This window comes from gamma proteobacterium symbiont of Scutellera amethystina (assembly GCF_059730845.1).
In genome coordinates this window covers 3,574,345-3,587,933 of the sequence record NZ_AP035935.1, presented here as the reverse complement: position 1 = coordinate 3,587,933, position 13,589 = coordinate 3,574,345, and the positions used below count along the sequence as shown (strand labels likewise).

General features: G+C 58.1%; 15 protein-coding genes. 9 read left to right on the top strand and 6 right to left on the bottom strand.

What is annotated here, in order from left to right; all coding sequences use genetic code 11:
- Positions 1-27 precede the first annotated feature (27 nt).
- The 5 genes from rpsO (at position 28) to AC6I79_RS16945 (ending at position 5,889) form a co-directional block, all read left to right on the top strand.
- Complete coding sequence (gene rpsO, locus AC6I79_RS16965; RefSeq protein ID WP_010615981.1) at positions 28-297, top strand: 30S ribosomal protein S15; 270 nt, start codon at positions 28-30, stop codon at positions 295-297.
- Between the two features lie 308 nt (positions 298-605).
- The gene (gene pnp / locus AC6I79_RS16960; RefSeq protein ID WP_498027451.1) at positions 606-2,738 is read left to right on the top strand and encodes a polyribonucleotide nucleotidyltransferase; all 2,133 of its coding nucleotides are present in this window, start codon (positions 606-608) and stop codon (positions 2,736-2,738) included.
- 192 nt (positions 2,739-2,930) lie between these two features.
- A complete protein-coding gene (gene nlpI / locus AC6I79_RS16955; RefSeq protein WP_021507697.1) occupies positions 2,931-3,815 on the top strand; it encodes a lipoprotein NlpI in 885 nt (294 codons plus the stop codon).
- Between the two features lie 105 nt (positions 3,816-3,920).
- Positions 3,921-3,977, top strand: coding sequence for a protein YrbN (gene yrbN / locus AC6I79_RS16950; RefSeq protein ID WP_098053093.1), 57 nt, complete (start codon positions 3,921-3,923; stop codon positions 3,975-3,977).
- 16 nt (positions 3,978-3,993) lie between these two features.
- Positions 3,994-5,889: a DEAD/DEAH family ATP-dependent RNA helicase gene (locus tag AC6I79_RS16945; RefSeq protein WP_058759574.1), complete on the top strand. Its 1,896-nt coding sequence runs from the start codon at positions 3,994-3,996 to the stop codon at positions 5,887-5,889.
- Between the two features lie 65 nt (positions 5,890-5,954).
- Here the strand turns inward: AC6I79_RS16945 and AC6I79_RS16940 are convergent, their stop codons facing one another.
- Positions 5,955-6,701 carry an SDR family NAD(P)-dependent oxidoreductase gene (locus AC6I79_RS16940; RefSeq protein ID WP_498008750.1) on the bottom strand — a complete coding sequence of 249 codons (747 nt, stop codon included), beginning with the start codon at positions 6,699-6,701 and terminating at the stop codon, positions 5,955-5,957.
- 181 nt (positions 6,702-6,882) lie between these two features.
- Between AC6I79_RS16940 and AC6I79_RS16935 the strand changes: the two genes are divergently transcribed.
- Positions 6,883-7,797 carry an AraC family transcriptional regulator gene (locus AC6I79_RS16935; RefSeq protein WP_058770683.1) on the top strand — a complete coding sequence of 305 codons (915 nt, stop codon included), beginning with the start codon at positions 6,883-6,885 and terminating at the stop codon, positions 7,795-7,797.
- 3 nt (positions 7,798-7,800) lie between these two features.
- Here AC6I79_RS16935 and AC6I79_RS16930 read toward each other — a convergent pair whose 3' ends face one another.
- The 3 genes from AC6I79_RS16930 to ubiU all read right to left on the bottom strand — a co-directional run bounded on the left by AC6I79_RS16930 (position 7,801) and on the right by ubiU (position 10,817).
- The gene (locus AC6I79_RS16930; protein WP_021507693.1) at positions 7,801-8,811 is read right to left on the bottom strand and encodes a luciferase-like monooxygenase; all 1,011 of its coding nucleotides are present in this window, start codon (positions 8,809-8,811) and stop codon (positions 7,801-7,803) included.
- 116 nt (positions 8,812-8,927) lie between these two features.
- Positions 8,928-9,812 carry a U32 family peptidase gene (locus tag AC6I79_RS16925; protein ID WP_058759572.1) on the bottom strand — a complete coding sequence of 295 codons (885 nt, stop codon included), beginning with the start codon at positions 9,810-9,812 and terminating at the stop codon, positions 8,928-8,930.
- Positions 9,813-9,821: 9 nt separating this feature from the next.
- Positions 9,822-10,817: a ubiquinone anaerobic biosynthesis protein UbiU gene (ubiU, locus tag AC6I79_RS16920; RefSeq protein ID WP_498027450.1), complete on the bottom strand. Its 996-nt coding sequence runs from the start codon at positions 10,815-10,817 to the stop codon at positions 9,822-9,824.
- Positions 10,818-11,022: 205 nt separating this feature from the next.
- On the opposite strand from ubiU, the gene ubiT reads away from it, so the two are divergent.
- The gene (gene ubiT / locus AC6I79_RS16915) at positions 11,023-11,547 is read left to right on the top strand and encodes a ubiquinone anaerobic biosynthesis accessory factor UbiT (RefSeq protein ID WP_058759570.1); all 525 of its coding nucleotides are present in this window, start codon (positions 11,023-11,025) and stop codon (positions 11,545-11,547) included.
- Complete coding sequence (locus AC6I79_RS16910; protein ID WP_498027449.1) at positions 11,541-12,047, top strand: GNAT family N-acetyltransferase; 507 nt, start codon at positions 11,541-11,543, stop codon at positions 12,045-12,047. Before ubiT ends, AC6I79_RS16910 begins: the two co-directional genes overlap by 7 nt.
- On the opposite strand, the gene AC6I79_RS16905 is transcribed toward AC6I79_RS16910, so the two are convergent.
- Entirely contained in the window at positions 12,031-12,318 is a 288-nt protein-coding gene (locus tag AC6I79_RS16905) for a GIY-YIG nuclease family protein (RefSeq protein ID WP_021507688.1), read from the bottom strand. The genes AC6I79_RS16910 and AC6I79_RS16905 overlap by 17 nt on opposite strands.
- A gap of 77 nt (positions 12,319-12,395) precedes the next feature.
- Between AC6I79_RS16905 and AC6I79_RS16900 the strand changes: the two genes are divergently transcribed.
- On the top strand, positions 12,396-12,809 hold the full coding sequence (locus AC6I79_RS16900; protein ID WP_058774879.1) for a YhbP family protein: 414 nt from the start codon (positions 12,396-12,398) through the stop codon (positions 12,807-12,809).
- 34 nt (positions 12,810-12,843) lie between these two features.
- Here the strand turns inward: AC6I79_RS16900 and AC6I79_RS16895 are convergent, their stop codons facing one another.
- Positions 12,844-13,365 carry a type 1 glutamine amidotransferase domain-containing protein gene (locus AC6I79_RS16895; RefSeq protein ID WP_021507686.1) on the bottom strand — a complete coding sequence of 174 codons (522 nt, stop codon included), beginning with the start codon at positions 13,363-13,365 and terminating at the stop codon, positions 12,844-12,846.
- Positions 13,366-13,589 lie beyond the last annotated feature (224 nt).

The following is a 13,589-nucleotide window of genomic DNA, read 5'->3' as shown; positions in this document are numbered from 1 at the left end:
TACATTCATTTTTTACTGGAGTTTATTATGTCTCTAAGCGTAGAAGCTAAAGCAGAGATCGTTGCTAAATACGGTCGTGGCGCTAACGACAGCGGTTCAACTGAAGTTCAGGTTGCTCTGCTGACTGCTCAGATTAACCACCTGCAGGGTCACTTCTCTGAGCACAAGAAAGACCACCACAGCCGTCGCGGTCTGCTGCGCATGGTATCCCAGCGTCGTAAGCTGCTGGACTACCTGAAGCGTAAAGACGTTGCACGTTACACCAGCCTGATCGAAAGCCTGGGTCTGCGTCGCTAAGTCTGAAGAATCTGATCAACGATGTAGCGCATGCAGTATGCAAAAAACCGCATCTGGCGATCAGATTTGTGCGAGTTTCGCGAAAAGGGGGCCTTTATGGCCCCTTTTTTCGAGCAATCGGCAGCAATCCGGACCAAACTCATGTATTGTTGCTGAGAGTGATCTTTGCTTGCAGAGGTTCGCGCGGCTAATGAGAGGCTTTACCGCAGGGGCGGTTAAGGGTTGTCATTAGTCGCGAGGATGCAACTAAAGATCGGTAATCCCCGGCGGGCCGAGCAGGCTTTGCCACGAATTTAAGGACTTAAATTTTGCTGAACCCGATCGTACGCAAATTCCAATATGGTCAGCATACCGTCACGCTGGAAACCGGCATGATGGCGCGCCAGGCCACCGCAGCAGTAATGGTAAGCATGGACGACACCGCGGTATTCGTTACCGTCGTGGGCCAGAAAAAAGCCAAAGCCGGTCAGGACTTCTTCCCTCTGACAGTGAACTATCAGGAGCGTACTTACGCTGCTGGCCGTATTCCGGGCAGCTTCTTCCGTCGTGAAGGCCGTCCAAGCGAAGGCGAAACCCTGATTGCGCGTCTGATTGACCGCCCGGTGCGTCCGCTGTTCCCGGAAGGTTTTGTTAACGAAGTACAGGTTATCGCGACTGTGGTATCCGTGAACCCGCAGGTTAACCCGGACATCGTTGCAATGATCGGTGCTTCTGCTGCGCTGTCACTGTCTGGCATTCCGTTCAACGGCCCAATCGGTGCGGCACGCGTTGGTTACATCAACGATCAGTACGTGCTGAACCCAACCGCGGATGAGATCAAACAGTCTCGTCTGGATCTGGTGGTTGCCGGTACGCAGAATGCAGTGCTGATGGTGGAATCTGAAGCGGACATCCTGACCGAAGATCAGATGCTGGGTGCTGTGGTGTTCGGCCACGACCAGCAGCAGGTTGTGATTGAAAACATCAATGCGCTGGTGGCCGAAGCGGGCAAACCACGCTGGGACTGGCAGCCAGAGCCGGCGAACGATGCGCTGATCGCACGCGTTGCCGCCCTGGCCGAAGCGCGCATCAGCGATGCGTACCGCATCACTGACAAGCAGGAGCGCTATGCGCAGGTTGGCGTCATCAAAGACGAAACCATCGCCGCACTGCTGGCTGAAGACGAAACGCTGGATGATGCCGAAATCGGTGACATCGTACACAGCCTGGAAAAGAACGTGGTGCGTACCCGTATCCTGAACGGCGAACCGCGTATCGATGGCCGTGAAAAAGATATGATCCGTGGTCTGGACGTGCGCACTGGCGTACTGCCGCGTACCCACGGTTCTGCGCTGTTTACCCGTGGTGAAACGCAGGCGCTGGTCGCTGCTACCCTCGGTACCGCGCGTGACGCACAGAATCTCGATGAGCTGATGGGCGAGCGTACTGACAGCTTCCTGTTCCACTACAACTTCCCTCCGTACTCCGTGGGCGAAACCGGTATGGTTGGCTCACCGAAGCGTCGTGAAATTGGTCATGGCCGTCTGGCGAAGCGTGGCGTGCTGGCAGTGATGCCTAAACAGGATGCGTTCCCGTACACCGTGCGCGTCGTGTCTGAAATCACCGAATCGAACGGCTCTTCTTCTATGGCTTCCGTGTGCGGTGCATCACTGGCACTGATGGACGCTGGCGTACCAATCAAAGCGGCCGTTGCCGGTATCGCGATGGGTCTGGTGAAAGAAGACGAGAAGTTCGTGGTGCTGTCTGACATCCTCGGCGACGAAGATCACCTCGGCGATATGGACTTCAAAGTAGCCGGTAGCCGTGAAGGTATCACCGCGCTGCAGATGGACATCAAAATTGAAGGTATCACCCGCGAAATCATGCAGGTGGCACTGAACCAGGCTAAGGGTGCGCGTCTGCACATTCTGAGCGTGATGGAACAGGCGATCAGCACGCCGCGTCAGGAGATCTCCGAGTTCGCGCCGCGCATCTACACCATCAAGATCAACTCAGACAAGATCAAAGACGTCATCGGTAAAGGCGGTTCAGTTATCCGTGCGCTGACCGAAGAGACCGGCACCACCATCGAAATCGAAGATGATGGCACCGTGAAGATCGCAGCGACCGACGGCCTGAAAGCCAAAGAAGCGATTCGTCGCATCGAAGAGATCACCGCTGAGATCGAAGTGGGCCGTATCTACGCCGGTAAAGTGACCCGTATCGTTGATTTCGGTGCCTTCGTGGCGATCGGCGGCGGTAAAGAAGGTCTGGTACACATTTCTCAGATCGCCGACAAGCGCGTAGAGAAAGTGACCGATTACCTGCAGATGGGTCAGGAAGTGCCAGTTAAAGTGATGGAAGTGGATCGTCAGGGCCGCGTTCGTCTCAGCATCAAAGAAGCGACAGAGCAGAAGCCAGCAGAAGAAACCGCTGCGGTGACGACGCCTGACGCCGGGTAAGCGTTTTTCCTGATCAACCGCTCCCTGCCTGCTGGCGGGGAGCGGTGTTTGTATACCCGGAATGTGTGGCGCGCTGGTCAGCGTGTCAGTGCAGCTGAAGCAGGACGGGTATCATCGCGAGGGCGGGAACCCTTGTGCATAGCAGGCGGATGACAGGATGGTTATCCCAATGTTTGTATTCGGGAGTGGGAAATGAAGCCTTTTTTGCGCTGGTGTTTTGTTGCGACAGCTATCACGCTGGCAGGATGCAGCAACTCCAATTGGCGTAAGAACGAAGTTCTGGCAGTACCTTTGCAGCCCACACTGCAGCAAGAGGTTATTCTGGCGCGAATGGAACAAATTCTTGCCAGTCGGGCCCTGACCGATGATGAACGCGCACAGCTGTTATATGAGCGCGGAGTGTTGTATGATAGTTTGGGTCTGAGGGCACTAGCGCGGAACGATTTCTCGCAAGCGCTGTCTATCAGACCGGATATGCCGGAAGTGTTTAACTATCTCGGCATTTACTTAACGCAGGCAGGCAATTTTGATGCTGCCTATGAAGCGTTTGATTCTGTACTTGAGCTTGATCCAACTTACAACTATGCGCATTTAAACCGTGGTATCGCCCTCTATTACGGCGGTCGATACAAGTTAGCGCAAGATGATCTGCTGGCGTTTTATCAAGACGATCCTAACGATCCGTTCCGCAGCCTGTGGCTCTACCTCGTTGAACGCGAGATGGATGCCGACAAGGCAAAAGTGACGCTACAACAGCGTTACGACAAGGCGGCTAAGGACCAATGGGGATGGAATATTGTCGAGTTCTACCTGGGCGACATCAGTGAAAAAACATTGATGGAACGTCTCAAGGCGGACGCAACGGATAACACCTCGCTCGCTGAACATCTCAGTGAAACCAACTTCTATTTAGGTAAGTACTACCTAAGTCTGGGGGAGAAGGACGACGCGAAAGCGTTGTTCAAACTGGCGGTGGCCAACAACGTCAATAACTTTGTTGAACACCGATACGCATTGTTGGAACTGGCGCAACTCGGCCAGACACAAGACGATTTATCAGAATCTGACCAGCAATAGCTGACGAACTTTTATTGCCTGATTTACCCGTAAAGTCATCGCCTGAACAGGTGAGGGCTTTTCTGTTCGTCAAAACTTCTAATTTGAGCCGGTTCACACTTTTTGATGAAAATGACTGAAAGTTTTCACGACGAGTTATGTAGACTGGCCGCCGCAATCTAAGAGGCACGTGTACTACATGACTGATATTCAAACCACTTTTGCTGATCTGGGCCTGAACGCCGACATCCTCGAATCACTGAACGGTATGGGCTACGTTAAGCCATCGCCAATCCAGGCTGAGTGTATTCCTCACCTGCTGGCGGGCCGTGATGTGCTGGGTATGGCGCAGACCGGTAGTGGTAAAACAGCAGCGTTCTCGCTGCCTCTGCTGAACAACGTTGATCCTTCTGTCCGCGCACCGCAAATCCTGGTGCTGGCGCCGACCCGCGAACTGGCGGTTCAGGTGGCTGAAGCGATGACAGAATTCTCTAAACACATGCGCGGTATTAACGTCGTGGCCCTGTACGGTGGCCAGCGTTATGACGTGCAGCTGCGCGCACTGCGCCAGGGTCCACAGATCGTGGTTGGTACCCCGGGCCGTCTGCTGGATCACCTGAAACGCGGTACCCTGGACCTGTCCAGCCTGCGTGGTCTGGTACTGGACGAAGCCGATGAAATGCTGCGTATGGGCTTCATCGAAGACGTTGAAACCATCATGGCGCAGATCCCGGAAGGTCATCAGACCGCACTGTTCTCTGCAACCATGCCGGAAGCGATTCGCCGTATCACTAAGCGTTTCATGAAGGATCCGCAGGAAGTGCGCATCCAGTCCAGCATCACTACACGCCCGGACATTTCTCAGTCTTACTGGACCGCTTACGGCCGTAAGTCTGACGCGCTGGTGCGCTTCCTCGAAGCGGAAGACTTCGATGCTGCCATCATCTTCGTGCGCACCAAAAATGCCACGCTGGAAGTTGCAGAAACGCTGGAGCGTAACGGCTACAACAGCGCCGCGCTGAACGGTGACATGAACCAGGCGCTGCGTGAGCAGACGCTGGAGCGTCTGAAAGACGGTCGTCTGGATATCCTGATCGCGACTGACGTTGCGGCCCGTGGTCTGGACGTTGAGCGTATTAGCCTGGTGGTTAACTACGACATCCCGATGGATGCCGAATCGTATGTACACCGTATCGGCCGTACCGGTCGTGCGGGTCGTGCTGGCCGTGCGCTGCTGTTCGTTGAGAACCGCGAGCGTCGTCTGCTGCGCAACATCGAACGCACCATGAAGCTGACTATTCCGGAAGTTGAGCTGCCTAACGCCGAGCTGCTGAGTCAGCGTCGTCTGGCGCAGTTCGCTGCCAAAGTTCAGCAGCAGCTGGAAAGCAGCGATCTGGATCAGTACCGTGCGCTGCTGGCTAAAATGCAGCCAGAAGAAGAGCTGGATATGGAAACGCTGGCCGCTGCACTGCTGAAAATGGCGCAGGGCGAACGTCCACTGATTCTGCCACCGGATGCACCACGTCCACAGCGTCGTGAATTCCGCGATCGCGATGAGCGTGGCGGCGACCGTCCACGTCGTGACAGCCGTGACAGCCGCGAAGGTGGCGATCGTCCACGTCGCGAACGTCGTGACGTTGGCGAAATGCAGCTGTACCGCATTGAAGTGGGCCGTGACGACGGTGTTGAAGTGCGTCATATCGTGGGCGCGATTGCTAACGAAGGCGACATCAGCAGCCGTTACATCGGTAACATCAAGCTGTTTGGTACTCACTCCACTATCGAGCTGCCAAAAGGCATGCCGGGTGAAGTCCTGCAGCACTTCACGCGTACGCGTATTCTCAACAAGCCGATGAATATGCAGCTGCTGGGCGATGCACAGCCACACGAGCGCACCGAGCGTCGTAGCGGCGGTCGTGACTTCGGTGGTGAGCGTCGTGGTAACCGCGAAGGTGGCAACCGTGAAGGTGGCGCACCGCGTCGTTTCTCTGAGCGTCGCGAAGGCGGTCGTGAAGGCGGACGTTTCAGCCGTGAAGGTGGCCGTGGCCCACGTCGCGACGAAGGCGCAGCTGCACCACGTCGCCGTGATGCATAAGCGTTAATCGCTTAAAAATAAAAAGGACGCGCAAGCGTCCTTTTTTTATGTCTGTAACGCGGGCTTTACACGCCGCCGGCAATCAGCACCCGCTCACCGGTAACATAAGCCGACTCTTCCGACGCCAGAAACAGCGCCACCTGCGCCACATCCTCCGGCAGGCCAAAGCGTCCCAGCGGCGTAGCCGCGATCAGCTGCGCTTTAAATTCTGCATTCATTTTTTTCGCTGCAAGCAGCCCTTCGGTCAGAATGATCCCCGGTGCAAGCGCGTTGACGCGAATGTTGCGTGGGCCCAGCTCACGTGCCAGCCCCTGCGTTAAGGTATCGATTGCGCCTTTAGTCGCTGACCACAGCACCGAGCCGGGCAGGCTGCGCTGGCTGTTCAGCGCGCTGAGGTTAATGATGCAGCCGCCGCGCGCCGGAAAATGCTGCGCCGCCTGCTGGCACACCAGCAGCGTACCGAGCAGATTGACGTTGATCTGCTGCTGCATGTCGCTGACGCTGAGGCTGGCGAAGTCGCCATGGTGGAACATGCCGGCGTTGTTGACCACGATGTCTGGCGCGCCAAACTGCGCGATACTGCTGGCGAACAGGCGCTGCACGTCAGCTTCACGGGATATATCGGCCTGTACGGCGATGGCGTCGCTTCCCAGCGCGCAGATATCGGTCACCACATCCGCCGCGCCCGCTTCATCCTGACGATAATTCACCACCACCCGGGCGCCGGCCGCGGCGAAAGTCATGGCGATGGCGGCGCCAATGCCTTTCGACGCGCCCGTCACCAGCGCAATTTTGCCTTCAAGTGCTTGCATTGTGTCTCTCCACCTGAGATTTCGGGTGAGTAAAGCATGCGCTGTTGCCGCTTTGTGCGGTAGCGCAATCCTGCAAGCTTTTTGCACGATCCTGCAAATCTGTGGCGCAGGGACTAGGCGCAACCGCATCGGCAGGTAAGAATGGGGATTCAGTGATTTTTCATCGCGGAGTGCATAACGCATGATTCATCAGGAACAGTGGCAGCAGCTGGTGGCGATGATTGCCCGTCACGCGCAGCAGGATGGGCGCACCGCCAGCGCGATTGATTTTCTCTCTTTTGGCCGCAGCTCGCACCCCTCCAGCCTGGCGCATATTGCCAGCTGGGCGGGATTTGCGCTGATGGCCCAGGGCCAGAAAGCACTGCGCATGGGCGATGATGTGATGCATTACGGGCCGGGCGATCTGCTGCTGGTCACCATGGACATGCCGGTGCAGTCCTGCGTGGTGCTGGCGACGCCAGAGAAACCCTGTCTTGGCGTCGGCATCACCATCAACGAAGCGCGCCTGCTGCGCTATCTGGAGCATTTCCCGCCGCAGCAGATTGGCAGCGCCGCCCCCGAACGCAGCATTACCGTCCATAAAGTCGCGCCACCGCTGGTGGATGCGGTGATACGGCTGGTGGCGCTGCTGGATCAGCCGCAGGATATCGCCGCGCTGGCACCGCTGATTGAGCAGGAGATTTTCTATCGCCTGCTGACCGGGCCGGAAGGGCCGCGCATTCTGAACATGGCGCTGACCGAGCGCCCGGGCAACAAAGTGGCGCGCGCGGCGCGCTGGCTGCGCGAAAACTTTCATCAGCCGCTGAAGGTGGATCAGCTGGCCAGCAGCGTTGGCATGAGCATTTCATCGCTGCACCATCACTTTAAAGCGGTTACGGCAATGACGCCGATGCAGTATCAGAAGCAGCTGCGGCTCAACGAAGCGCGCCGACTGATGATGATTGAGAAGCTGGATGCCGGGACGGCGGGCTATCGGGTGGGCTATCAGAGTGCGTCGCAGTTCAGCCGGGAGTACAGCCGTTTTTATGGCCAGTCTCCGGCGCGCGATGTGCGCAAGATGGCGGTGGGGCCGGAAGGACTCTCCCCACCGCAGTAAGGCTTACAGCGTGCGTGCGGCTTCCATCGCCAGCGCGAACGAACGCAGGCGCGCCTGCGGATCGTAAATCTGGCCGTTGACCATGATCTCATCCGCCTGGGTTTCGCGCAGCAGCGCGGCAAGGCCGTGGCGCACTTTATCTTTATCGCCCACCACCGACATGCTCAGCGCCTGCTGCACGCCATACTGTTCGGACGGCGACCACAGGTTATCCATGTTCTCCACCGGCGCCGGCAGCGGGCCGGGCTTGCCGCGGCGCAGATTAATGAACTGCTGCTGCATCGAGGTGAACAGGAAGCGCGCATCACGATCGCTGTCTGCCGCCACCACGTTGACACACACCATAGCGTAAGGTTTTGCCAGGCGCGCAGAGGGCTGGAATTTTTCGCGATACAGGTGCAGCGCCTGCAACAGCAGGTCTGGCGCGAAGTGCGAAGCAAAGGCAAACGGCAGACCAAGCTGCGCCGCCAGCTGCGCGCTATACAGGCTGGAACCCAGCAGCCACACCGGAATTTTCAGCCCGAGGCCAGGCACCGGCTGCACCGGCGGATGTTCGCCCTCTTCGGCATCAAACCAGCGGATCAGATCGGCCACATCTTCCGGGAAGCTGTCGGCCTGGGCGCTCGAAAGATGACGGCGCAGCGCCAGCATGGTGCGCTGATCGGAGCCGGGCGCGCGGCCCAGTCCGAGATCGATACGGCCAGGGTAGAGGGATTCCAGGGTGCCAAACTGTTCGGCAATCACCAGCGGTGCGTGGTTGGGCAGCATGATCCCGCCGGAGCCGAGGCGCAGCGTTTCGGTGTTAGCGGCGAGATAGCCAATCAGCACCGACGTTGCGGCGCTGGCGATGCCGGTCATGTTGTGGTGTTCGGCCAGCCAGTAGCGATGAAAGCCAAGGGCTTCAGCCTGACGCGCCAGCGCCAGCGAATTATGGAAGGCATCACGCGCAGACGAGCCTTGCGGAATGGGGGCCAGATCCAGCACGGACAGGCGAACAGTTTTCTTCTCAGACATGGGTACTCCAGCAAAGGATGGCGCAGGTGATAAGTAAACCTGCACCAGTCAGTATTACGCATCATTACCCATATTAAAACTGCTAATAACGGCAGGAATATAGCCGGAATGTGCCTTTAACCGCCGCTATCCAGCGCCATTCCGGCCAGGCGGCGCCAGTAACCATTGCTGTCGCTGCCGCGCGCCATCATCAGCGGTGCTTCACCCGCTTCGTTAGCGCGGAAGCGATCAACCTGTGCCAGCGTGCTCTCATCCTGCGGCGACAGGCGCACAATATCGATCCAGCCATGCATACCGGCGAGATCGTTGCCAAGGTTGTAACAGTAGCCGCTCATGGTCTGAATGCCGTTCAGGACAAATACCTGCTGGCCCTCCTGCGACAGCACGCGGCGCCCGGTGGGATAATCAATACAGCAGGTCTGGCAATCATCTTTGGCGCGGTTTTCAGACCGCGCGGTAAAGCAGCGCGCCGACAGCGCCAGCGGCAGATGGCCATAGCCGAGCACTTCAACCTCAAACCGATCGCGCAGGCCAGCGTCATGGCACTGCTGCAACAGCTGAATCAGCCAGTCGCGTGACATCTCCACCGGCATGCACCAGCGCGTCATGCCCTCCTGCAGCAGCAGCTGGAGTGTCTGCGCGTTATAGACATTCAGGGTGGGACCGGCGACAAACGGCAGTTTGCGCTCTGCCGCCATGTTCACGGTGCCGATATCGTTGGCTTCCAGTAAGAACTCACCGTTTTCAACATAGCGGCGCAGCTCTTTGACTTCCGAAGGGGACTGCAGCAGCGCCAGCGTGCTCAGCACCACCTGTTTGCCGCTGGCCGCCAGCGTGCGGCCCATCTCCATCCACTGACTGAACGCAGTGGCGCGGCGTTTGCTGCACACCGCTTCGCCGAGGTAGACAATCTCTGCGCTGCTCTCTGCGGCGCGCTGGTAAAACTGCTCCAGCGTGGCGGCTGGCCAGTACCACAGCACCGGGCCGATGGCGTATTTCATACGGTCTCCTTATTGCCAGTCGCGGTGATAGGCGCCAAGCGTGGTCTGGCTGCCTTCAGAAAGCTCACCGAGCGCGCGCATCCACGGATCCTGCACTGTGAACTGTTGCGGATCGGCCATACAGCGATCAATCGCCTGACGCCACACTTTAGCCACCTGCGCCACATAGGCCGGGCTGCGCTGGCGTCCCTCAATTTTCACCGACGCGATATTGGCGCGCAGCAGTTCTGGCAGCAGCGCCAGGGTATTGAGGCTGGTGGGCTCCTCCAGCACGTGATAGCGCTGGTTATCCACCTCGTAGCGCCCTTTACACAGCGTCGGATAGCCCGCGCTCTCATCGGCGGCGTAACGGTCAATCAGCACTTCGTTCAGGCGCGACTCCATGCCCTGTGCCGTCTGCTGCCAGCGCACAAATTTGGCCGGTGAACAGGCACCCGCGCTGTTCGGCGACTCGCCGGTCAGCCACGACGAGAGATAGCAGCGGCCTTCGGCCATGATGCACAGGCTGCCAAAGGCGAACACCTCGAGCGGCACCGGCGTTTCGCGCGCCAGCTGCTTCACCTGGTGCATCGACAGCACGCGCGGCAGCACCACGCGGCTCAGCGCAAAGTGGCGGTGATAAAACTGAATGGCCTGCAGATTGGTGGCGGATGCCTGCACTGACAGGTGACGTTCAACCTGCGGATAGCGGCTGGCGGCGTACTCCAGCGTGGCGATATCGGCCAGAATCAGCGCATCGGCACCGTTCTGTGCGGCGACGTCAATGGCGCTTTGCCAGCGGTTAAGGCCGTCAGGATGGGCGAAGGTGTTGATCGCCACGTGCAGTTTACGCCGGTGCTGATGCAGGAAGCGCGTGGCTTCTGCCAGTTTCTTATCGGTAAAATTGAGGCCAGCAAAGTGGCGGGCGTTGGTGTCATCTTTCAGGCCGACGTACACCGCGTCAGCGCCGTGCTCCACCGCCGATTTCAGCGCAGGTAAATTCCCCGCCGGACACAGCAGTTCCATACAATTTCCTCCCCCGGATTCTGAACGCCGTTGAGTGTAAGGAAGCGCAGGTGCAGCAATGTTGATTTAAGGCAGTGAAAGCGGGATTGCCAGGGCGGAATGGAGAATTTTCGCACAGACGCGGGGCGATTTCCTTGATCCCGGTTGAGGCGAAAACCGACGGATGTGGCAATATAGATAAAATTTTCTCAAGGGAGTGCAGCGCATGTTCGCACGCTTACGCGGCCTGTTAATTGAAAAAGGGCCGGAATTCCTCGCTTTACCGGTGTCGCTAACACCATTCGCCGTGAAAAAAACGGTTTTGCAACAACTCCTAAACTGGCAATTTCGTCATGCTTTGGCTGAAGGTGAGTTAGACTTTCTGCAAGGGCGCTATCTCGGCATTGAGATCGCGGACGTCAATCTGCGCTGGATCACCACGCTGCAGGACGGGCGCCTGACCGTTTCGCGCGACGCCGAAGCAGATGTCTGGTTTCGTGGCGAAGCCAACGATCTGCTGCTGGTAGCAGCACGCAAAGCCGACCCCGATATGTTGTTCTTTCAGCGCCGTCTGGTGATTGAGGGCGACACGGAGCTGGGACTGGAGGTGAAGAATCTGATGGATGCCATAGAACTGGACGCCATGCCCACGCCATTGCGCACGGGGTTGCTGCAGCTGGCTGCTTTTGTTGAGGCAGGAATGACACAGGACGCGAAGGCCGCTGAGGCGCGCGCGGGGATCTCATGTTGATTCGTACTGAAATTGGTGTGGACGCGGCAGGCATCGACAGCCTGTTAAAGCGCAGTTTTGCCACCGCAGCCGAAGCGGAACTGGTACAGCAGCTGCGTGAAGATGGTTTACTCACGCTGGGCGTGGTGGCCACCGATGACGAAGGCCAGGTGCTGGGTTATGCCGCCTTCAGTCCGGTGACGTTGCAGGGCGAGGATCGTAACTGGGTGGCGCTGGCGCCGCTGGCGGTTGATGCCTCGGTGCGCAATCAGGGCATTGCTAAACAGCTGGTGTATGAAGGGCTCGATTCGCTCAATGAGTTCAGCTACAGCGCCGTGGTGGTGCTGGGCGATCCGCAGTTCTACAATCCGCTCGGCTTTGAACCGGCGGCGCGTCATGGCCTGCACTGTCGCTGGCCCGGCAGCGAAGCGGCGTTTCAGGTGTATAAACTGGCGGACGATGCATTCGATGGGGCAGAAGGGCTGATCGCCTTCTCGGCACCTTTCAATCGTATCGACTAAACCACGCCGTTAAGCAGGCCGGCTGCTGGGCAACCAGCAGCAGTTTCTGCGCCCGGCTCAGCTGTTTTACCTGATACTCCAGCCGGGAAGCCGCCGCGCGATCGCCAGCCGCGCAGTGAAACACCAGCGTCAGCGGACCTTTGCCGCGCAGCGCACGGGCACCGCGCCCCTGCTGGTGCTGCTGCAGGCGACGGTTGACGTCAGTGGTGATGCCGGTATAAAGCATCCCGGCGGCGGTTTGCAGCATATATAGCTGCCAGCCCTGTTCCATTTACAAACCTCGTTCATGTGCTGGCGGGCAGTGTAACGCGCCTGCGGCCGCATCGCTATCAACGCACGGAGTTGCTCTTGTCTGACCATTCTCATCTGATTCGCTATCTGAAAAAGCAGCACGTGCTGTCGCTGTGTGCCAGCGACGGCGATGCGCTATGGTGCGCCAACTGTTTCTACGTATTCGATGAAGCGCGTATGGCGTTCTGGCTGATGACCGAAGCCGATACGCGCCACGGCGCGCTGATGGCGCGTCATCCACGCGTCGCCGGCACGGTTAACGGCCAGCCGAAAACGGTGCTGCTGATTAAAGGCGTGCAGTATCGCGGGCGTATACAACTGACCGATGAGGCGCAGGCGCTGAAGGCCTATCAGTCGCGCTTCCCGGTGGCAAAAAAAGTCACCGCGCCGCTGTGGGAAATTATGCTGGATGAGCTGAAAATGACCGATAACGCGCTGGGGTTTGGCAAAAAGATTGTCTGGCAGCGTTAGCCCGGCACGCGCGCAGGCGCACCGGGCGACCGCCTTACGCTGCGTTCAGAATGCGCAGGGATTCGCGGTTAAACGCGGGCAGGTCTTCAGGCGTGCGGCTGGTAACCAGCTTGTCATCATCAACCACCACCTCTTTATCGTAAAAGTCCGCGCCGGCATTACGCAGATCGATGGCGATAGCTTTCACACAGGTCATTTTGCGACCGCGCACGCCGTTCGCGCTGATCAGCAGCTGCGGACCGTGACAGATGGCGAAAATCGGTTTGCCGCTGGCGACAAACTCTTTGGTAAAGGTGACAAAGCGATCGTCACCGCGCAGCGCGTCAGGCGAATGACCGCCGGGCAGCAGCAGCGCGTCGAACTCGGCCGGGCTGACATGGTCAATATCCTTGTCGATTTTGACTTCGGCCTTGCCCTGTTTTCCCTTCACGGTTTTGCCCGCCTGCATCTCAATAGTGACCACTTCATGGCCCGCTTTGGTGAATGCCTCGGCCGGTGAGGTAAACTCTGAGTCTTCAAATTCATCGGTAATCAGAACCGCTATTTTCTTGCTCATCTTTCTCCTCCTTGCTGGTCACGCACCTGCTGTGCGTGACACGTTTCAACAGACAAGTCTGGACCCTGAGCGCGGAAACGCAAGCCAGCCGGCGCAGGCGGGATTGGTTAAATTCCGGAGACAGATCAAGTTTAAGCGTGACGACGCTGGCACACGGGCATAACCTGAATAACACTGTGGGATCTGCGTCGCGCCCTCCGCGCGGCATACGTTATTCAGTTGAA